Annotated in this window: 18 protein-coding genes; 6 read left to right on the top strand and 12 right to left on the bottom strand. The window is 36.5% G+C overall.

What is annotated here, in order from left to right:
• Window positions 1-69 precede the first annotated feature (69 nt).
• Window positions 70-708 (top strand): ligase-associated DNA damage response endonuclease PdeM, encoded by a 639-nt coding sequence (gene pdeM / locus BCL90_RS14855; protein WP_121284789.1) that lies wholly within the window; start codon window positions 70-72, stop codon window positions 706-708.
• 3 nt (window positions 709-711) lie between these two features.
• On the opposite strand, the gene trxA is transcribed toward pdeM, so the two are convergent.
• From trxA to BCL90_RS14830, 5 genes are all read right to left on the bottom strand, one after another.
• Entirely contained in the window at window positions 712-1008 is a 297-nt protein-coding gene (gene trxA / locus BCL90_RS14850) for a thioredoxin (RefSeq protein ID WP_121284788.1), read from the bottom strand.
• Between the two features lie 116 nt (window positions 1009-1124).
• Entirely contained in the window at window positions 1125-1739 is a 615-nt protein-coding gene (locus tag BCL90_RS14845; protein WP_121284787.1) for a hypothetical protein, read from the bottom strand.
• Window positions 1740-1810: 71 nt separating this feature from the next.
• Window positions 1811-3163, bottom strand: coding sequence for a dihydrolipoamide acetyltransferase family protein (locus BCL90_RS14840; protein ID WP_121284786.1), 1353 nt, complete (start codon window positions 3161-3163; stop codon window positions 1811-1813).
• Between the two features lie 56 nt (window positions 3164-3219).
• Window positions 3220-4464 carry a competence/damage-inducible protein A gene (locus tag BCL90_RS14835; protein WP_121284785.1) on the bottom strand — a complete coding sequence of 415 codons (1245 nt, stop codon included), beginning with the start codon at window positions 4462-4464 and terminating at the stop codon, window positions 3220-3222.
• Between the two features lie 4 nt (window positions 4465-4468).
• The gene (locus BCL90_RS14830) at window positions 4469-7129 is read right to left on the bottom strand and encodes a putative LPS assembly protein LptD (protein ID WP_121284784.1); all 2661 of its coding nucleotides are present in this window, start codon (window positions 7127-7129) and stop codon (window positions 4469-4471) included.
• Between the two features lie 74 nt (window positions 7130-7203).
• Here BCL90_RS14830 and BCL90_RS14825 point away from each other — a divergent pair, with 74 nt between their 5' ends.
• From BCL90_RS14825 to BCL90_RS14815, 3 genes are all read left to right on the top strand, one after another.
• Window positions 7204-8067, top strand: a complete 864-nt coding sequence (locus BCL90_RS14825) for an N-acetylmuramoyl-L-alanine amidase family protein (protein WP_121285155.1) — start codon at window positions 7204-7206, stop codon at window positions 8065-8067.
• A gap of 23 nt (window positions 8068-8090) precedes the next feature.
• A complete protein-coding gene (locus tag BCL90_RS14820) occupies window positions 8091-8867 on the top strand; it encodes an N-acetylmuramoyl-L-alanine amidase family protein (RefSeq protein ID WP_121284783.1) in 777 nt (258 codons plus the stop codon).
• Window positions 8868-9038: 171 nt separating this feature from the next.
• Window positions 9039-9992 (top strand): MlaD family protein, encoded by a 954-nt coding sequence (locus BCL90_RS14815; RefSeq protein ID WP_121284782.1) that lies wholly within the window; start codon window positions 9039-9041, stop codon window positions 9990-9992.
• Window positions 9993-10173: 181 nt separating this feature from the next.
• Here BCL90_RS14815 and BCL90_RS14810 read toward each other — a convergent pair whose 3' ends face one another.
• The 4 genes from BCL90_RS14810 to BCL90_RS14795 form a co-directional block, all read right to left on the bottom strand.
• Window positions 10174-11079 (bottom strand): ribonuclease Z, encoded by a 906-nt coding sequence (locus BCL90_RS14810; RefSeq protein ID WP_121284781.1) that lies wholly within the window; start codon window positions 11077-11079, stop codon window positions 10174-10176.
• A 70-nt stretch (window positions 11080-11149) separates the two neighbouring features.
• Window positions 11150-11527 carry an STAS domain-containing protein gene (locus BCL90_RS14805; protein ID WP_121284780.1) on the bottom strand — a complete coding sequence of 126 codons (378 nt, stop codon included), beginning with the start codon at window positions 11525-11527 and terminating at the stop codon, window positions 11150-11152.
• A 43-nt stretch (window positions 11528-11570) separates the two neighbouring features.
• Window positions 11571-12515: a phosphoribosylaminoimidazolesuccinocarboxamide synthase gene (locus tag BCL90_RS14800; RefSeq protein ID WP_121284779.1), complete on the bottom strand. Its 945-nt coding sequence runs from the start codon at window positions 12513-12515 to the stop codon at window positions 11571-11573.
• 103 nt (window positions 12516-12618) lie between these two features.
• The gene (locus BCL90_RS14795; RefSeq protein ID WP_121284778.1) at window positions 12619-13578 is read right to left on the bottom strand and encodes a PhoH family protein; all 960 of its coding nucleotides are present in this window, start codon (window positions 13576-13578) and stop codon (window positions 12619-12621) included.
• A gap of 104 nt (window positions 13579-13682) precedes the next feature.
• Between BCL90_RS14795 and BCL90_RS14790 the strand changes: the two genes are divergently transcribed.
• Together BCL90_RS14790 and BCL90_RS14785 are read left to right on the top strand one after the other, a co-directional pair.
• Window positions 13683-14462 (top strand): SAM hydrolase/SAM-dependent halogenase family protein, encoded by a 780-nt coding sequence (locus BCL90_RS14790; RefSeq protein WP_121284777.1) that lies wholly within the window; start codon window positions 13683-13685, stop codon window positions 14460-14462.
• Window positions 14463-14691: 229 nt separating this feature from the next.
• Window positions 14692-15210, top strand: coding sequence for a hypothetical protein (locus tag BCL90_RS14785; RefSeq protein WP_121284776.1), 519 nt, complete (start codon window positions 14692-14694; stop codon window positions 15208-15210).
• 275 nt (window positions 15211-15485) lie between these two features.
• On the opposite strand, the gene BCL90_RS14780 is transcribed toward BCL90_RS14785, so the two are convergent.
• The 3 genes from BCL90_RS14780 to BCL90_RS14770 form a co-directional block, all read right to left on the bottom strand.
• On the bottom strand, window positions 15486-16436 hold the full coding sequence (locus tag BCL90_RS14780) for a D-2-hydroxyacid dehydrogenase (protein WP_208529882.1): 951 nt from the start codon (window positions 16434-16436) through the stop codon (window positions 15486-15488).
• Between the two features lie 77 nt (window positions 16437-16513).
• Window positions 16514-17587 (bottom strand): 3-phosphoserine/phosphohydroxythreonine transaminase, encoded by a 1074-nt coding sequence (gene serC / locus BCL90_RS14775; protein WP_121284775.1) that lies wholly within the window; start codon window positions 17585-17587, stop codon window positions 16514-16516.
• A 408-nt stretch (window positions 17588-17995) separates the two neighbouring features.
• The gene (locus BCL90_RS14770; RefSeq protein ID WP_121284774.1) at window positions 17996-20416 is read right to left on the bottom strand and encodes a TonB-dependent receptor; all 2421 of its coding nucleotides are present in this window, start codon (window positions 20414-20416) and stop codon (window positions 17996-17998) included.
• Window positions 20417-20455 lie beyond the last annotated feature (39 nt).

Below are 20455 nucleotides of genomic sequence, written 5' to 3'. Positions count from 1 at the left end.
CATCTTCTTGCGACCTGTCGAAAATTAAAAGATCCTTCGACAAGCTCAGGATGAAATAGCATAAAATAAATGACCATTACAAGCCAGGGTGAAGAACTGATTTTAGATAAAGAAAGGGCTTTATTTTTACCCAAGCATCAACTTTTAGCCATAAGCGATTTGCATTTAGGTAAATCCGCACACTTCCGTCAGGCCGGTTTGCAAGTACCTGCTACCATTGCGCAAACAGATCTTCAGCGTTTAAGTTTATTGATTAAACAGTATAACCCAAAAACACTGCTGATTAATGGTGATATGTTTCATCATGGTTTGAATACCGATATTGATGAATTTTTAGCATGGAGAAAACAATATCAGGAACTTAATCTTCTATTGGTAAAGGGGAATCACGACAGACTTTCGGGTGCCAATTATGCTGCGATGAACATCGAAATACATGAATCAAATTATTGTTTAGGGCCTTTCTGTTTTATCCATGATGCACCCAATTGTACCGATGAAGAATTGTATCCTATCAGTGGCCATATCCACCCAGGTGTAACTATAGTGGGTAAAGCGAAACAAAGATTAAAATTTCCTTGTTTTTATTTCGGCAAGGATTATGCTGTTTTACCTGCTTTTAGCTTGTTTACAGGGCTTTATACTATCTATCCGAAAGCAAACGAACGTATTTTTGCGGTAACGCCTAAAAGTGTTGTAGAAGTTTAGTGGCTAAGCATGTGTATCAATCACCTGCTTCAATTGCGAAGCTTGTAAAACACCACTTTGCCTCCATACCTGCTTTCCTTTTTTGAACAGAATTAAAGTAGGAACACTTTGAACATTGAACGATGAAGCGGCTGGTTGATTTTTATCGATATCTACTTTAATAATCGATACTGAATCTCCCAACTGCGATTTTAATTGTTCCAAGATCGGTTTCATCATTTTACAGGGACCACACCACTCAGCAAAAAAATCTACCAATACAGGTTTATCACCGTTAATTAAATCTGAAAACTTAGACATGATATTTATCTTTATTTAGAAACAACAAATAATTGGATTGGTTTTTAACTTAAGAAGTCAAGTTTTTTTAAAACTTGACTTCTTAATGTATTTTCGCTCTGAAAATCAGCGATTATTTAAGCGCTTATTGGCAATTCTGCAGCTAAGGCAGCAACCCAACCTTCAAACAAAGCTTTTTCGATTTTGATTACTTCAGCTGCATGATTTTCCCAATCGTCAGAAAAACTAACCAATTGATTCATCATTTCTTCAAGGTGCCCTTCCTCTTCCAAAATAATGGATTTTACGTTCACCTTGCTTTTAGCTTCATCTAAAACGGCCTGATAAATTGGATACAGTTCATCTGCACGCACTTCGATGGCGTAAGTCACAAATAAATACGCCGCGAATTTTAAGTCGTAACCGGAAAGATTAAATACAGCTTTTAAATAACGGCAAACCGCAATATCTAAAGCATGTAAATAGTATTTTGTATGATTTGGAGATAACAGCTCGGCATTGGTATAAGTTTTACAAAGCGCGTCGTCAATCTTCGAAATTTGCTTTTTTAAATAATAAGCATGACGATGTTCTTCTGCAGCATGTTTAAGAATAATCAGGTTTACATTTTCTTTATGCTCAGAAGCTGAAATCTTCTTTGCACCTGCATTTTCCATATAAGATAACGTATTTAACCATTTGGCATGCAATACGTTATCCGAAACTATCGATTTTAAATTTGACGCTAACATTCTTGATTGTTAAACTGGTAATTGTTGGTATCAAGCCAACTGAAAACTTTTAATTGAAAACTGCAAACTGATTAAATTTCTCTGTTCAGGTCCCAGCTTTCTAAATAATCTGCAACTCTCCGTACAAACATTCCTCCAAGAGAACCATCTACAACCCTGTGGTCGTACGATAATGATAAAAACATCATATGCCTGATCGCAATCACATCACCGTGCTCGGTTTCCAACACTGCAGGTTTCTTCTTAATGGCGCCCACTGCCAAAATTGCCACTTGTGGCTGGTTAATAATTGGCGTGCCCATTACATTTCCGAAACTACCCACATTGGTTAATGTAAAAGTTCCACCTTGCGTTTCATCAGGCTTTAATTTAGAGTTTCTCGCTCTAATAGCTAAATCATTAACTGCTTTTGTTAAGCCAACTAAATTTAACTGATCAGCATTTCTAATTACAGGAACAATTAGATTTCCACTTGGTAAAGCAGCAGCCATACCAATATTGATATCACGCTTTTTGATAATCTGTGTGCCATTAACTGAAACATTGATCATCGGGAAATCTTTTATTGCTTTAGCAACTGCCTCTACAAATATTGGAGTAAATGTTATTTTTTCATTTTCACGTTTCTCGAAACTGTTTTTTACTTTATTACGCCATAAAACCATATTGGTTACATCGGCTTCAACAAAAGAAGTAACATGCGGAGAAGTGGTTTTACTCATTACCATATGATCGGCAATCAACTTGCGCATCCTGTCCATCTCAATAATTTCGTCGCCACCACTCACACTGGTTGTTGAAGTTTTATTTACAACCGGTGCTGAACTTACTTTATTTTCTACTATTTGGCTTGTTGGTGGTGCAGGTGGCGTTAAAACAACTGTTTTGGTTTTTGAAATGGATTCTCCATTATTTTTATCAGCGATATATACTAACAAGTCATCTTTAGTTAACCGTCCGTCAGCACCAGAGCCTTTAATCGCATCTAACTCAGCTAATGAAATATTTTCTTGAGCAGCAATACTTTTAACCAGAGGGGAATAAAAGCGTTCAGACGCGCTGAAATCAGTTGCTACGTTCGCATTTTCTGATGGTAGTTGTTCAATACCGGGAATAGTCTCAATTTTTTCTTCAGCTACTGGTTTTTCTGCAACTGGTGCTTCAGTTGTAGCGTCCTTTCCGCCTTCGGTTTCAATAATGGCAATTACATCGCCCACCTGGGCAACTTCATCTGCAGCAAATAACTGTTTTACCAATTTACCGGCAACCGGAGATGGAACTTCAGAATCTACCTTATCGGTAGCGATTTCCAGAATGGTATCATCTAAATCAATAGAATCACCTGGTTGTTTTACCCATTTAATCACCGTTGCTTCCGCAACACTCTCACCCATTTTTGGTAACAATAGTTCGTATTGAGCCATATTAAATTACAGTATTTTATATTGGTAACGCTACAAAAATACAGTTTTTATTCTTTCTAAACTGTTTCTTTAAGGAGATTTAATAACATGGCCAATGCCGATGCAGCAGAACGTTCAATGTTTTGAATCCGTTTGTTACTGAAATTAAACACCTTAGCTACAGTTTTGTTTTTTGAAGAAATTGCAATCCATACCGTACCAACCGGTTTATCGTCTGTTCCACCCCCCGGACCAGCTATGCCACTAACGGCAATGGCGTAATCGGTTTTAAAATGTTTTATTGCGCCTTCGGCCATTTCGGTCACAGTTTGCTCACTTACGGCACCGAAGGTGTTTAACGTACTTTCTTCTACGCCAAGAATAGATTCTTTAAGTTCGTAGGCATAAGCTACTGCCCCACCCCAATAAACCGAAGAAGAACCAGCATGTTGTGTAATTAAATGGGCAATGTATCCACCGGTACAGCTTTCTGCTGTCGATAAAGTAAGTCCTTTACTTTTCATGAGGTTCAGAATCGCTTTTTCCAGGGGAATATCTTCATCGGTTACCACAAACTTATTCACTTTTGATATGATCTGTTTAGCGTAAACTTCAACCTCTTTGTTCAATTCTGTTTCATTATCGCCTTTGGCTGACAAACGTAAACGTACCTGCCCTAATTTTGGCAGATAAGCCAGTTTGATATGCGCCGGTAAGCTATCTTCAATTTCCTCAATCTCTTTGGCCAGAAATGATTCGCCTATATTTGCCGTGAGTATGGTTTTGTGAACAATAAAGGGCAACTTAAATCTGCTTGTAATTCTGGGTAGAATTTCATCATCCATCAGGTACATCATCTCGTAAGGCACACCTGGCATGGATACAAAAATGGTGTTGTTTTGTTCAAACCACATGCAAGGCGCAGTACCATTTTTATTTACAATAACCTCACAACCATCAGGAACATCGGCTTGCTGAATATTAATATCCAATAAAGGACGTTTGTATTTTTCGAAAATCTGACGAACCATTTCCAATGCACCAGGATCATTACGGAAGCCCATATTGAAATACTTTGCCAAAGTTTTCTTGGTAATATCATCTTTGGTGGGGCCTAGACCACCAGTAATTAAAACAAGATCTGCACGTTTTTCGGCAAGTTCGAGCGCTTCTAAAATATGTTGTTCATCATCAGAAACTGAAGTAATCTGCTTAACGGAAACGCCAATTAAATTTAACTGTTTAGCCATCCAGGCAGAATTGGTATCAACGATTTGGCCAATGAGTATCTCATCGCCAATGGTAATTATTTCGGCTAGCATAAATTTATCGGTATGTGCTGTAAAAACCTTGTCTTTTGCTCAATTTCAAATCCTGCAATATTGATGCCTTAACTTTTATGGTAAGAGAATAACTTTTGTAAGCACCAAATGGAACCCATTGTACACTCATATCCCAACAATGTAAATCGCGATAAATAGCTAAATTCATTGGTGTTAAACCATTATTCTTAAAATCGTAACCAGATTGAAAAGTAACTTTCCACTTTGGTGTTAAGTTAACATCGCCATTAAATGTTAATGTGTTCGAAAGGCTGGTCGTGTTTCCGTCATTTTGATATTGGAAACTATAAGCAAACGAGAAGTTCCAGGGAATGTTAAAATCAACGAAGGCATTCGGATCACGACTTATAGCCGCCAATTGTTCTGACTGTATATCAGTCAACCCTTTTTTATTGGCTGCTTCACCTAATTTATCGTTAGCCTCATTTTTACGTTTTAACGCTTCTGGGTTTAAACTGTAATCGAACGAGAAGCCAAAGTTGGTTAAACGGGGTAAAAATTTACCTTTTTGAAAAAATAAACGATCTTCTCTAATTTTTGAAGACAGGCCATTAACCAGGGTATCTTTAAGTGAATATGGATCTAATGTTCCATTGTAATTTATCCCCAATTTATCTGTAAACTGCGACCGGCCACTAAAACCAATGGTAGATAATTTGTAGGATGTAGCCAGGAAATTATATGAACCACTAAAACTCAAACCCTGGATGATTGGGATCTTTTTTGAGCCAGTTCCGGTTGTATCATTCTTATTCCTCACCTTTAGTTCAACGGTATTATCCAAACCAAAACCAATTGACGCGTTGGGGCCACCAAAAGAACCTGGCTGTGCCATACCATCAAAAATAGAATATTTTAAAGGTTGCCCGCTGATGTAAATTTGATTTCCATCCTGATTTATTGCGGGTCTAAAAGGCCCTGCCCCTGCTTTGGTAAAATCCGGAGAGTAAGAGAAAGATACATTTGGGGTCATTACATGCCTCATTGCCTGTATCTTACCGGCCGGATTAAAATCTCTTCTTCCGTAAATTTTAGTCGACATACTTGTTGACAAACTATAACTTCCTGCTCTTTTAAAGCCACTGATGGTATCTTCCCTAAATGAAAAAGTATTGTCGGCATAACTGGTGTATCTTCTATTTACACTCTGGAAATTCCAAACTTCGTTGTAGGTACCGCCCAAACTAAAGTTAAGATATTTCAAAGCTGTGAACGACATATTTATAGGAATACTGTGCGAAAAACCACTCCTTAAACGTTTTAAACCATCATTTTGAAAAAGCAAACTATCAAAAGTATCAATGCGATTTGTTCCCTGTAAGCTATAACCTACCGTAATTTTTTGATACCATTTTTGCTCGCCTACTGCATTTTTAGAACTAAATGGGTTAAATGTAGGCACGTTGAAAGTCATTTCAGGTAATCTAAGCGATATTGCTCTTGTACTTAAAGTCTGATCACTTGATGCAGCCAAAGAGAAATTCATGCCGTTAGAATAAGCCTTAGCATAACTGATACTACTACTTGTCGAGTTGGTTGCTATCGTATTAATATCGTAAGAAGCACCAGCAGCGGTATTTTTATAGTATCCTCTTCTTCCCGTTGATACCAATCTTACACTTGCACTAAATGTAGTACCAGGATTGGCATTGGCATTTTGGCTATGGCTCCAGTTAATACTAAAGTTTTTGGTGGGGTTTCTAAAAGCCTCAGTGCCTTCTAAACCATCTTTAAAACTAGAGTAAGCTAAGTTGATATTACCATTGTATTTATATCTTTTGGTATAATTACTCAGTACGCTCGTTTCATAAGAGCCGTTGGTATAAATAGAACCTAAAAGTTTAGCATCCCAATAATCGTTTAATCCGAGATAATAACCACCGTTTTGTAAGAAAAATCCCCTTGTTGCATCTTCGCCTGGTGTGGGAAGGATTACACCTGATGTTCGTTTATTTGGTTTAGGAAAAAATGCAAATGGCAGCCCCAGGAAAGTAGGAATATCTTCAATAATCATGTAAACTGGTCCCGTAATAATCTGCTTTTCCGTTACTACCCCTTTAGAAATCATTAATCCAAAATGAGGATGTGGAAGATTACAGGTACTGTACATTACATTTTTAATGTGCAACTCATCATCTATCTGCTTTTTACTCTGTCCGCCAGAGAAGAAACCACCTTCCTGCTCAGAAAAAACACCATATACCTTGGCCCGGGTTGTTTCTGAATTGTAAAAAATAGAATCGGCTATGGCAGTTCCTTCGGCACCTGATTTAAAAATCGGTTTCCCGCTATATCTACCAGTTTTTGGATCTTTAACACCACGGGCGAAAATAGAATTTTGCTTTTTATCATACTTGATAAAGGCCGCATCTAGCTCAAAATCACCGTATACCACCCTTGCATTTCCGTATAAATAGACAATACTTTTATCGGCACTCATTTTTACCGAATCCTCTGCTTTGTATTCTACTTTCTGGTCAATACTGCTGTTATTTTTGCCTGTCTTTTTAGTGGTATCCTTTTTGGTTGTGTCTTGCCTGATGATTTGTTGCAATGAAAAATGAGAAAATGCGTTAGCTTTACCAACAACAAGTGTTAATAAAATGACAGATATTAGTAAAATAGAGCTCTTCAGGAGTTTCAAATTCGTGTTTGAATGTTATTTTTGCACCGATGTTTAATCAAAAACGTTCAAAATTAGTGAAAAATATACCATTGATGTATCTTAAATCCATTTTAACAATTATTATTTATTTAGTGTTATCAAATTCATTTGATAATCAGGTGTTTGCGCAGGAATATAAAATTAAAACAATTGTGATCGACGCCGGTCACGGTGGTAAAGATGGTGCAACGCATGGAGTGTATTCTAAGGAAAAAGATGTGGCACTTAAAACCGCATTAAATCTTGGCCGGGCGCTTCAGGATAGTTTGAAAGATATTAAAGTTATTTATACCCGCGAGTCGGATGTGTTTATTCCTTTATATGAGCGTATCAATATTGCAAATAATGCAAAGGCCGATTTATTTATTTCCATTCACTTAAATGATATGCCTGTTAGGGTATCAAGAGTGGTAGATTATTATAAGAAAGTACGGGGTAGAAAAGTACCCGTTTACAGAACCGTTACCTCTAAGAGCACCTCAACAAGAGGAACGGAAACCTTTGTATCTGGAACAGGCCGTTTAGGTGAACAGGATGAAGTGATCAAAAGAGAAAATGCATCCATGTTTCTGGAAGAGAATTATCAGAAAAACTATGAGGGTTTTATTGCGAATACCCCCGAAAGTGATATTATGTTATCCTTAATGAAACAAACGAATAGAGAGAGAAGTTTAAAGTTTGCTTCAATGCTTCAGCAGGAATACGTTAATGCTGGCCGGATCAACCGGGGCGTACAAGAGAAAAGCCTTGCCGTTTTGGCTCGTGCAGCGATGCCCGCCGTATTAACAGAAATAGGTTTTGTGAGTAATCCGGAAGAAGAGGACTATATGAACTCTCCTGAAGGACAAAATGAAATTGTAAGTGGCATTATTAAAGCGATTAAAAATTATAAACGTATAGCCGAAACATCATTTTAAATATCCTTTAATATCCCGAATGCATGAAGATTAAACTTCTGATTACAATATTCTTATTTTCGTTACTCGTTGTTGAAAAAGTACCCGCTCAGGGATATAAGATCAAAACAATTGTTATTGATCCTGGCCATGGAGGAAGAAAACCTGGAGCCTCCGGTAGTTTTTCGAAAGAAAAAGATATTTCGTTGAAGGTTGCTTTGAAGCTAGGTGCATTATTAAACGAGGAAATGCCTGAAATTAAGATAATTTTCACACGTAAAACAGATATAGACGTTGATTTATACAGAAGGGCCGAAATAGCGAACGAAGCTAAAGCAGATCTTTTTATATCCGTACATTGCAATTCAATGCCTCCAGGCAACAAGCATATTAAAGGTGTTGAAACATTGGTTGCAGGATCGCACCGGTTAAAGGAACAAGATGCGGCCATACGCGAGAATGCCGATATTAAATTGGAAAAGAACTACAAAAGTAAGTATGATGGTTACGATCCGGGTAATCCGAGTAGTTTTATTCTTTTATCGCTTTTAAAAAATACCTTTCGAGACAAAAGCATTAAATTTGCAAAATTAGTACAGAACAGTTATATCAAACGGGATGAGCGATTTAGCCGCGGTGTTAAAGAACAGGGGGTTTTGGTATTGCAACGCTGTGGTATGCCTGCAGTTTTAACAGAAGTAGGTTTTATCTCGAATACAGAGGAAGAAAAATATATTAATTCTCAAAAAGGACAGAACGAGATCGCCAATTCTATTTTGGAAGCAATAAAAACATACAAAAAAAATATTGAGGTTAAATAAGTGGCATTATAAATGATAGTTATTTTAACTTTGAAAAAAAATATAAATCAGATACCAAACAAATAGTGCCGCCTTTATGTATTTATAGGGTTTAGCACAATAAAAAAATAATACGCTCTAACAAGTGAAGAAAACAGATCTCAGCACTTGTAGCCATTAAATAAAACACTCATGAAGATTAAGAACGAAACCAAAGTAGGTATTTTAGCTGCATTTGCCATTGCTTTATTAATAATTGGATATAATTTTTTAAAAGGAAATTCAATTTTCTCAAGTGAAACTACATTATATGCAAAATATACCAGGGTTGACGGTTTAACTGTATCAAAACCTATCCTTATTAATGGTTATCAGATTGGCCGCGTGGCTAAATTGGAGCTACAGGGAGACGGTAGCATTATCGCTACGTTAAGCGTAAACAGTAAGTACGAAATTCCCGAAAACAGTATTGCGCGCTTAGAAGGTACAGATCTTTTGGGTAGCAAGGCTATTGTAATGTCGTTAGGTAACTCTAAAAAAATGGCTGAAGATGGTTTTACCTTAAATGCTAATGTAGAAAAAGGTTTAATGGAGCAGGTACAGCCGGTTCAAAAGAAAGCGGAATTAATCATCGGTAAAATGGATTCTATTTTAAGTAGTGTCAATTCTATCCTGAACCCTAACTTTCAGAAAAACGTTGATAAAAGCTTTAATAGTATTGCGGGTACATTAGCTTCGTTAGAAACAACCTCGAAAAAAGTTGATGGTTTAGTAGGTTCGGAAAGTAAACGTATTGAAGCTATCTTTAGGAATGTAGAAGGCATTACTGCAAACTTAAATAACAACAACCAAAAAATAAGTGATATTTTAACCAATATTAATACCGTTACCGATAAGTTTGCTGCTGCAAACTTTAAACAGACTTTAGATAATGCAAACAATGCTATTGCTGATTTACAAAGCGTAATTTCTGGAATTAAAAGTGGAAAAGGCAGTTTAGGATTGTTACTAAACGACGATAAAATGTATCAGAATTTAAATAATGCTTCAAAAAATCTTGATGAATTAATGATTGATTTGAAAGCTAACCCTAAGCGTTATGTTCACTTCTCTGTATTTGGAGGTGGCAATAAAAAAGATAAGTAATTAATTTTTATAAATGCGAAAGCCTTACAGTTTTAAATTGTAAGGCTTTTTTTATGGCGTTCGTCATGCTGAATTTATTTCAGCATCTAGCCCCTGAAATAAATCCGATAGCTATCGGATCAGGGTAACGTCTCGACATTACATCATTTTTTAATTATTATTAAAGATAATCTGACTCGGGTTAAAGTTGAAAGGTCCTTCCCTCAACAGCTAACTCCGTATTTTCGAAAACAGACTGTGCTTCTTCTAAAAGCATTTGTAAGGTTTTGTAACGTGAAGAAAAATGGCCAATGAGTAATTTCTTAGCTTCACTAATTTTTGCTACCTCTGCTGCCTGCAAAGCGGTAGTGTGATGTGTTTCTTTAGCCCTGTCCAATAAGTCGTGCATAAAGGTAGCTTCGTGGTATAAGGTATCGCAATCTTTTATAGTAGCAAAGTAACTTTCGTCAAACAAGGTATCCGAGCAATAGGCATAACATCGCGGTGCATCTGGCTCGGTAGTGTAATCTTGACTGCGCAAAATATCGCCATTGGGCAGTTCTACATCAATTCCTTTTTTTAAGGCTGTATAATAAGCCATAGGCACTTCATCAGTCTTCTCTTTTATTAATTTACGTTGTCGTTTCTTTTGCTGAAAGATAAAGCCTGTAGTAGGGATACGGTGATTTAAAACAATGGTTTTAACTATTAAATCGTTATTCTCGAATATCTGTATTGACTGATCGGCTTCGATTGGAAAAAACTCAATTGGATACCTCAACATGGTATCGGAATGTTTAAACTGGATTTCTAAAATTTCCAATAAAGGTGTGGGACCAAATATCTGCATGGGTTTTGACCTGCCATTTAAATGCAAACTGGAGAGCAATCCGATTAAACCGAAATAATGATCGCCATGTAAGTGGCTGATAAAAATATAATCTATACGGGCTGCTTTAAGGTTGTATTTAGCCAATTGTTGTTGTGTACCTTCACCACAATCAATCAGGTAATATTTTTCATTACAATTTAACAGTTGTGCAGAAGGATTCCTGTTAAATACAGGAGTTGCAGAACTGCTTCCTAAAATTGTAACTTCAAATTTCATCATGATAAGATATAAAAAGCCTCGTAGATCTTTAGAAACTACGAGGCCGGAATGTTATTTAAATATTTTGTTATTTAGCGCCTCTAAACTCTTTCTCTAACTCATCCATAAAGATAAAATCAGTAGCTTCATCTATTGTATTAACAAACGTTACAGATTGAAATATGTTTGATAATTCGATAATTGATGCCAGCTCATCATTAATTCCGGTTACAATAAATAATCCGCCTACCGATTTGCAAAGCCTGTCGCCAACCAATAAGCAGCTTAAATCCTGTGCATCACTACACTCTGTAACATAACTTAAATCAACAATTATATTCTGAAATCCCTCTGCATTAAGCAAATAGAACTCTGATTTTAAACCTGGGGCGTTGTCATTTGTAAACTTATGTTCTTCTAACTTTAAGCTTACATATTTATCGTGTTTATCTACTGAAAATTTCATCTCTCTAATCTTTATGGTACTAATGTATAAATTTCTTTCGAATTTAAAGTGTTTCTAAAGCCTTTAAAACATTAGTCTCAATGCGGCTTGAAATCGCATCAGCATCAGCTTTTATAAAGGTCTCCCCTACAATTTTTTCATAAAGTTCAATGTAACGTTCTGAAATTGAATTTACGATTTCAGGTGTCATATCTGGTACAACTTGTCCATCTTTTCCCTGAAAACCATTTTCAATTAGCCATTTTCTAACAAACTCTTTTGAAAGTTGTTTTTGTGGTTCATTGTTACCCTGGCGATCCTGGTATCCTTCAGCATAAAAATAACGGGAAGAATCTGGAGTGTGAATTTCGTCGATCAGGTAAATTACACCATCAGCCATACCAAACTCGTATTTCGTATCAACTAAAATCAATCCGCTTTTTGCAGCAATCTCGGTTCCCCTTTGGTATAAGGCATGCGTATATTCTTCTAACTTTTCGTAATCGGTTATGGAAACAATGCCTTTTGCTAAAATATCTTCTTTTGAAATGTCTTCATCATGCCCAACTGAAGCTTTGGTTGTTGGTGTAATAATTGGCTGAGGCAATTTATCATTTTCTTTCAATCCATCAGGCAAAGAAACGCCACATACCGAACGTTTCCCCGCGCTATATTCACGCCATGCGTGACCTGCTAAGTAACCTCTGATTACCATTTCAACCTTAAATGGCTCACAGATACGGCCAATGGTAACCATTGGATCTGGCACGTCTAAAACCCAGTTGGGAACGATGTCCTGAGTAGCTGCTAAAAATTTAGCTGCAATTTGGTTTAACACCTGTCCTTTAAATGGAATGGCTTCAGGCAATACGACATCAAAAGCAGAAATACGGTCAGATACCACCATTACCATAAACTGGTCGGCTATAGTGTATACATCGCGGACTTTACCCTTGTAAAAATTACTTTGATTTGGAAAATTGAAATGAGTTTCTTTAAGTGCTTTCATGAGGGGATAAAAATAGGAAAAAAGTGTGAAAGTCCGAAGTGTTGAGTCCATAGTCCAAAGTCAATTTAGACTCAAGACTATAGACTAGCGACTCAGGATTCAACTATTGAATATCACCGTAAGCTTTCAAGATATCTTTTACCAATTTATGTCTTACCACATCTTCGCCGCTTAAGTAAATAATATCGATACCTTTAATATCTTCTAAAATCCTTAAGCCGTTGAATAAGCCAGACATTTGTTTTTTAGGTAAATCAATCTGTGTAACATCACCTGTAACAATAAATTTTGCGGTTGGGCCCATACGGGTTAAAAACATTTTTAACTGCATATCGGTAGCATTTTGAGCCTCATCTAAAATCACAAAGCAATTATCTAAGGTACGGCCCCGCATAAATGCCAGGGGTGCAATTTCTATTGTACGGTTTTCGATGTAGAATTTCAATTTCTCAGCAGGGATCATATCATCTAATGCATCGTATAGCGGGCGTAAATACGGATCGATTTTTTCCTTTAAATCGCCTGGTAAAAACCCCAGGTTCTCTCCTGCCTCAACCGCCGGCCTGGTTAAAATGATGCGTTTAATTTCTTTGTTTTTTAAAGCCCTAACCGCTAGTGCTACTGCAGTATATGTTTTTCCCGTCCCGGCAGGACCTATGGCAAACAGAATATCGTTTTTAGCAATACTACTTACCATTTTACGCTGATTTGCAGTTCTTGCTTTTACCAACAGACCGTTTGTGCCAAAAACAATTACTTCTCCTCCACTACCTGTTGGTTGTTCTACATCTTTTTTTGCAACGCCCGCTGCCTTTGCACCTAATATTGTTTCCACATCATTATTGCTTAATGAGCTGTATTTTTCAAGGTGCGCAATTAGTTGATTAAACTTCTCTTCGAAAGCCTTAAGTTCCTGTTCATCACCGAGAACCTTAACCTCACTACCTCTCGCAACAAGTTTTAACTTTGCGAAAGCGCCTTTAATCATTTCGTAATTCTCATTGTTCGGCCCCCAAAAGTGAGCAGGATTTACGGTATCCAGGGTTAATTTTAATTCGTTCAAACTGTAGTATTTTAAAAAGTTATCGGGGTATTATTAATTAAAATTTGAATATTTGCAGACGCTTAGGCCTGTACACAAGAATAAGCAATAATAATGAATTTTTAATGGGGATTATTACTTTAACAACAGATTTAGGTTCAAAAGATTTTTACCAGAGTGCCCTTAAAGGTAGTCTGTTGAGTCTTATGCCTAATGTTAATTTAGTTGATATTACCCACGAGGTTCCATCATTCAATATTTCGTACGCTGCCTTCGTTTTAAAAAATGCTTATCCTTACTTTCCGAAGAATACGGTGCACCTAATCGGCATCGATTCTGTATACAGCGAAAACACCAAATATATTGCTGTAAAGCACCGTGATCACTTTTTCGTAGGGGCTGACAATGGCATTTTCTCTCTTCTTTTTGATGATGTTCCTGAAGATGTGGTAGAGCTGAACATTATGCAGGATCTTAAGTACCTGCACTTCCCCTTGGTTGATATTTTTGTTAAGGCAGCAACACATCTGGCCAAAGGTGGCAAACTGAAAGACATCGGTTTACCTGTAGCAGAGATTGAACAGAAGATGCTTTTACACCCTGTAATTGAGCGGGATGTGATCCGCGGAAGTGTAGTGTACATTGATACTTTTTGCAATGTGATTACCAATATCACCAAAGATCTTTTTACCAAAATACAGAAGAATAGAGATTTTACGCTTTATTTTAGAAAAAGTGAAACCATTACACAGCTAAGCTGGCACTATAATGAAGTGCCGGAAGGCGAAAAACTTTGTCTGTTCGGCATTAGTAACCATCTGGAAATTGCCATTAATAAAGGAAAGGCAAGTGGATTGTTAGGGTTACATCTTGGTGATATTGTAAGGGTTGAATTTCATTCTTAAAAGCGAAAAGACCAAAGATAAAAGACTAAATCGAAAAAATCCATATAGAAATTATCGTCCTTTCGACTGAAATGGAGAAATCTATTGCCAAACTTATTTCCAGATAGATCTATCCGTTCCCTTGTACTTCAGTCGAGATGACGAATATTTTGGGAACTTTGCATTACAAATGAACTAATGACGACCGAACCAATAAAACAACTTCTACTCTTTTCGCGTTTATATCTACATGAAGAAATATTTTTATCTGCTCTCGCTTATCTTATTTAGTGTCCAGGCTTTTGCACAACAGGATACTGCCGCTTATGCAGCACAACGCATTAAAGTAAATTCACTGCTTCAAGAACGAAGTGCAAAATTTGGCCAGTATGATGAAAGTTTAGCGCAGCGTTCAGGCATTTTTGGGTGGCAAACGAAGAAAGACATCAAAAATTCTAATGAAATTCTCCGTCAGGTGGTTTTAACCGACAACAATATTTTTAAGGAACTGAAAGTCTTAATGGATTATAAAGATTTGCAGAACCAGCAGAAAGTAGCTGTGGCAGATAATTCACAGGAACGCATAGAACGTTATATGCAAACCATTAAAAAATTACAGGATCAGAACGCACAGCTTAAAGAAGATTTAGAGAAAAAAAATAAAGGAGGTTTATCAACCTATATTATTGTCTTTTTGATTTTAATAATGGCTGGCGGATTTTATTTCTTCAATAGAAAACTACAGAGGTATGAAAAAAGGACTGTTTAAAATCTTGGCGAAGATAAACAAAGTAGTTTTGCCAAGTCTTTATAAAAAGGATCCCAATAGGCTGACTACTTTTCAGAAAGCGATTTTAGGCTATCGGTATTGGGTTACAACAAATGCGTTGGACTAGTTTAGAAAAGAGGCTGTATCATAAATTGTAATTCAATTGAATTTGTCACGTTGAGCCTGTTTAAACGCCTTGTAAGACATTTAAAACAGGTCCTTCGACAAGCTCAGGATGACAAATCTATATTTATGAACAGCCTCTTAAAATATTATTATTTCTTAAAATGCTCAATAATCAATGTAGCCAATTCCGTACCAATACGTTCCTGTGCTTCGTTGGTTGACGCACCAATATGCGGCGTTAAAGATATTTTAGGGTGTGTTAAAATCTCTGCCAATGGTGTAGGTTCGTTATCGAAAACATCTAAACCTGCAAAAGAAACCTTACCAGAGTTTAAAGCTTCAATTAAAGCTTGCTCATCAATTGTTCCACCGCGTGAACAGTTTACAATGCCTACCCCATTTTTCATTTTAGCGAATTCTGCTGCACCTAAAATCGGTTTTTCAGCAAATGGAGTATGTAAGCTGAAGAAATCACTTCCTGTAATTACCTCATCTAATGAAACTGTTTTAATTGGAATACTTACCGATTTGCCACCCTGGAATTCCAAAGTAATTTCAGATTCAGATGGATATAAATCGTAGGCTAATACATTCATGCCTAAGCCTAAAGCCACTTTTGCAGTTGCACGGCCAATACGACCAAAACCAATAATACCGATGGTTTTTCCGCTTAATTCAGTTCCTTTAGCATAAGCTTTTTTAAGGTTATTGAATTGTGTAGCGCCTTCAACAGGCATTTTACGGTTTGCATCCTGTAAAAACCTGATACCGGTAAATAAATGTGAAAAAACCAATTCGGCAACTGATAATGAAGATGCAGCAGGCGTATTTACCACTGCAACACCTTGACTGCGTGCATATTCTACATCGATATTGTCCATGCCAACGCCACCTCTACCAATTAATTTGATATTTGGTACAGCATCAATTAATTCTTTTCTAACTTTTGTTGCGCTACGGACAGTAATGGCATCGTAGTTTTTTAAAGCTTCGGCTAATTTATCCTGAGGAATGGTTTCTGTATCAACCTGGAAACCTGCTTTTTCTAATAATTCTTTTCCGATCGGATCAATCCCATCGTTTGCTAATATTTTAATCATTTTATATATGATTGCACAGATTTGATTGATTACACCGATTAAATAATCGCATTAATCATCTGTGGTTAAAATTTAAATTAATTTGCTTTTGCTTGTTGTTCCTCAAATATCTGCATGGCCTCGACCAAAGCATGAACACTTGTAATTGGCAAGGCATTGTACATCGAAGCGCGGAAACCACCTACACTTCTGTGGCCTTTAATCCCCACAATACCTTGTTCTTCTGCATATTTCAAAAATGGTTTTTCCAATTCTGAATTTTCCATTACGAAACAAATGTTCATTCTGGAACGGTCTTCAACTGCGCAAGTTCCTTTAAACAATGGATTACGATCGATCTCCCTGTAAAGTGCCTCAGCTTTTTGTTTGTTCTCTTTTTCAATTTCTGCTACCCCACCTTTAGATTTTAACCAACGAAGGTTTAATAATGCAACATAAATAGAGAAAACCGGAGGTGTGTTATACATTGAACCGTTATCGATATGCGATTGATAGTTCAACATAGATGGAATTTTACGGTCAATTTTACCTAAAATTTCATCTTTAACAATAGCAATGGTTAAACCTGCTGGACCAACATTTTTTTGCGCACCGGCATAAATTAAATCGAACTGAGAAACATCGATTACACGGCTCATGATATCTGATGACATATCGCAAACTACAGGAACATCGGTTTTAGGTACTTCGAAAAGCTCTGTTCCATAAATAGTATTGTTTGAAGTATAATGGAAATACGCACTATCAGCAGGGATTTCAAAATCTTTCGGGATGAACGTATAATTCGCATCCTTAGAAGATGCAACTACATTCACATTGCCGATAAATTTAGCCTCTTTTAATGCTTTGGTTGCCCAAACACCAGTGTCTAAATAACTTGCTGTTTGCCCATCGCCCAATAAGTTCATCGGAACCATCGCAAACTGTAAACTTGCACCACCTTGTAAAAATAAAACGGAATAACCCGACGGCACATTTAATAATTCTTTTACCAACTTATCAGCTTCAGCAACAACTGCCTCAAATTCAGTTGTTCTGTGCGAAATCTCTAAAATTGATAATCCATCGTTAAAATCTAAAACAGCCTGAGCTGCTTGTTTAAACACTTCTTGAGGTAAAATACAAGGGCCTGCGCCAAAATTATGCTTCATCTTATTATATAATGTTTTATGGGCGTAAATGTAAAATTTTTATAGCAGTTATGCCCATAAAATCGTCACCTAAAAAATTAAATTTTGTTAAAAAAAAGCTATAAATTGATTGATTTATTGCTGTTTTTGCAATTAAATCGTTTAACTGAAATGAGCCGGAACAAACCTGTCATATTTCGTAAACCTGTTAGGTTTAAATGGAGCAAATCAACTCCTAATACAAGCTCTGTAAGATAATACGATCTGAAAATTACACTAATCATTCCGCGGGGTTTCCAAAATTTGAAGATTCTCCCGGATCAGTTAGCAATTCTCAATCTGCAGTTTGCATTTATCGGTTCGCGATTCTCAATTAACGATTTACAATTAAGTTCATAGGAAGAATTAAAAAGCCTTTTAGGACTAAACTTAGTTTTTCAACTTCACAATTAACTTTAAATTAAATTGCCGGCCGGTTAAATAATTTGGTATGGCATATTGTACATTATCTACATCTTTTAGCCAGAGATAAGAAACGGTATTATTGAGATTCAGCATATTAAAAACCTCAAAAAACAAAATTACAGCATTAAAATTTCTATCCAGAAATTTTGGTTTATGTATAGCTGCATCATCTAAAAAATCCTTTGAAAATCCGATATCAACCCGCTTGTAAGATGGAATGTAAAACTTGTCTAAATACCTGGGTGTTTGCGATGGTCCAATTGGCAAACGCGAACCATAAAGTGCATTAAGGTGAACCTTATATGTCGGGCTATTCAAAAGCCTGTCCTGAAAAAATATGGAAAAATTCAGGCGTTGATCTGTTGGCCGTTTTAAGTAGCCCGGATAAATTGTGGTTCCATTTTGAACATAACTATCATCAATAATATCTTCATTGGCATGCATTACCGACATTCTGAAATAAGAAACCAAATCTTTAACAAACTCGCCACCAATACTGAAATCAGCACCGTAAGCGTAGCCACGCGACACTTCGTTCGCCAGGTATTTAATTCTCAGGTTATCTATTTTATATGGAATCAATCTGTCTGAATATTTAAAGTAAGCTTCTGAAGTAAACTTTAACCTTGTGCCTAAAGCATCAAAGGCATATTCGTAACCCAGCGAAGTATTATAAGAACTTTGCGCTTTTTGATTGATATTTAATTGTCCTGAAAAATCGCGTATAGTACGGTATGATGGTGGTTGTTTGTATACACCTGCAGAAAACCTCAGAATCTTATTGTTCGAATTTGGCCTATAGGCGATCAATATCCTCGGGCTGATCAGTAATTGTTTACTTAAAGAGCTATAAGTCGACCTTGCTCCCAGCTGTAATTCTGCAGAACCGGAAAGCGAATAACTATCCTGGATATAAGCGCTATAATTGCTGATATCAAGATTGTTTTTAACATTGATTACGTTTTGCAAAACAATGTTTTTGGAGTTATTGGGTAAGATAAACCCAGCAGAATCGGTATAATTGTATTCGTTTAACTGATCCTTATATAAAGATTTATCGAATTTTAAGCCCCAGGAAAAAACATGGTTATCAAAATTCTGGTCGACCTTAATTTCAGAAGCAAAAATTTGGGTATTTAAACTATTTCTTCCATAATTATAATAGCTACCAATCCCCTTGTTTTTACTTACCGGTCCAAAATTCTCCCTAGGAAAGCTATTATCCACTTCGTCAAAAATATAGCTGCCGTTAATATCAAAACGTTCCCTTTCAATAGTGTTAAAATAGCTATTGATAAACTTGATGACCAAATTTGGTTCTGGCGAGTATGTTGCGGTAACAGCGCTACCTGAGGTTTGGTAATCGTCAATCTCCTGTCCAGTGTAATCAACGTTTAACCTTAATGTAGTGCTTAAAGTACCAAACTGAGTTTCTCTGTTTGTGGGCACCAGTTTAAACTGCCCAAGATTAAAACTTCCCAAATAACTGATATTGAATTTCGGCGAAAAATCGTACTGATAAAGCAGCTGTGCATCGGCAAAATTAGGACTATAACTACCTTGCTCATCTTGTTTAATCAGCACGCTCGAATTATTTTTATAGCGTAAGCCAGCCAATAAAAAACTGTTTTTAAATATCCTTTTTGTAATTAACGAGGTATTTAAAAGACTGGTGCTAAAAGTAGTTTGATTGCTATCTGGTTTATCGTATCTGATATCTAAAATAGAAGAAAGTTTATCGCCATATTTCGCTTCAAAACCACCGGCAGAGAACTTTGCTTTACTGACTAGGTCTGAATTGATAAAACTCAGCCCCTCTTGCTGTCCGTTGCGGATCAATACTGGCCGATTAATTTCTACATCGTTAATATAAATAAGGTTTTCATCAAAATTGCCTCCCCGAACGCTATATTGGGCACTTAGTTCGTTATTTGTAGATACACCAGGCAGCGTTTTGAGCATGCTTTCAAAATTACCAGAAACCAATGGCATGGAGGATACATCTGCAATATTTATGGTAGTGGTGTTACTTAGCTGATTCTGTTTATTGGTGATGTTAACCTGCTCTAACTCATTAATATTAGCGATTAAGTTCACTTGTTTAACAATCCGCGCACCTGAACGTTCATTAAATTTGATGGTTTGGGGCTGGTAACCTAAAAGAGAATATTTAATGCTAAATGTTTTCGATTTTGAATAAATGGTATATACACCAAATTCATCAGTAACTGTTGATTGCGCCTGTCCGAGAACGATAACCGTAACTTGGGATAGCGGTAACTTTTCATCGCTATAAACTATCCCGGAAACCCTAACTAAAGGCTGCGCTACAGCAAAACTACAACCGACAATTAAAAGGAGAAGGATTAGCCGAAATTTGAGCATTTTTAGTATCGAGATAAAAGTATTAAGTATCAAGATAAA

It is taken from the genome of Pedobacter alluvionis, from assembly GCF_003664035.1.
GTDB classification, from domain to species: domain Bacteria; phylum Bacteroidota; class Bacteroidia; order Sphingobacteriales; family Sphingobacteriaceae; genus Pedobacter; species Pedobacter alluvionis.
The sequence above is the reverse complement of the archived record's forward strand: the minus strand, read 5'-3'. Positions and strand labels throughout refer to the sequence as shown.

What these genes read in the sequence shown, in the direction of transcription:
- pdeM (WP_121284789.1), top strand. Translation starts at nt 70, where the DNA reads ATGACCATTACAAGCCAGGGTGAAGAACTGATTTTAGATAAAGAAAGG.
- trxA (WP_121284788.1), bottom strand. Translation starts at nt 1,008, where the DNA reads ATGTCTAAGTTTTCAGATTTAATTAACGGTGATAAACCTGTATTGGTA.
- BCL90_RS14845 (WP_121284787.1), bottom strand. Translation starts at nt 1,739, where the DNA reads ATGTTAGCGTCAAATTTAAAATCGATAGTTTCGGATAACGTATTGCAT.
- BCL90_RS14840 (WP_121284786.1), bottom strand. Translation starts at nt 3,163, where the DNA reads ATGGCTCAATACGAACTATTGTTACCAAAAATGGGTGAGAGTGTTGCG.
- BCL90_RS14835 (WP_121284785.1), bottom strand. Translation starts at nt 4,464, where the DNA reads ATGCTAGCCGAAATAATTACCATTGGCGATGAGATACTCATTGGCCAA.
- BCL90_RS14825 (WP_121285155.1), top strand. Translation starts at nt 7,204, where the DNA reads ATGTATCTTAAATCCATTTTAACAATTATTATTTATTTAGTGTTATCA.
- BCL90_RS14820 (WP_121284783.1), top strand. Translation starts at nt 8,091, where the DNA reads ATGAAGATTAAACTTCTGATTACAATATTCTTATTTTCGTTACTCGTT.
- BCL90_RS14815 (WP_121284782.1), top strand. Translation starts at nt 9,039, where the DNA reads ATGAAGATTAAGAACGAAACCAAAGTAGGTATTTTAGCTGCATTTGCC.
- BCL90_RS14810 (WP_121284781.1), bottom strand. Translation starts at nt 11,079, where the DNA reads ATGAAATTTGAAGTTACAATTTTAGGAAGCAGTTCTGCAACTCCTGTA.
- BCL90_RS14805 (WP_121284780.1), bottom strand. Translation starts at nt 11,527, where the DNA reads ATGAAATTTTCAGTAGATAAACACGATAAATATGTAAGCTTAAAGTTA.
- BCL90_RS14800 (WP_121284779.1), bottom strand. Translation starts at nt 12,515, where the DNA reads ATGAAAGCACTTAAAGAAACTCATTTCAATTTTCCAAATCAAAGTAAT.
- BCL90_RS14790 (WP_121284777.1), top strand. Translation starts at nt 13,683, where the DNA reads ATGGGGATTATTACTTTAACAACAGATTTAGGTTCAAAAGATTTTTAC.
- BCL90_RS14785 (WP_121284776.1), top strand. Translation starts at nt 14,692, where the DNA reads ATGAAGAAATATTTTTATCTGCTCTCGCTTATCTTATTTAGTGTCCAG.
- BCL90_RS14780 (WP_208529882.1), bottom strand. Translation starts at nt 16,436, where the DNA reads ATGATTAAAATATTAGCAAACGATGGGATTGATCCGATCGGAAAAGAA.
- serC (WP_121284775.1), bottom strand. Translation starts at nt 17,587, where the DNA reads ATGAAGCATAATTTTGGCGCAGGCCCTTGTATTTTACCTCAAGAAGTG.
- BCL90_RS14770 (WP_121284774.1), bottom strand. Translation starts at nt 20,416, where the DNA reads ATGCTCAAATTTCGGCTAATCCTTCTCCTTTTAATTGTCGGTTGTAGT.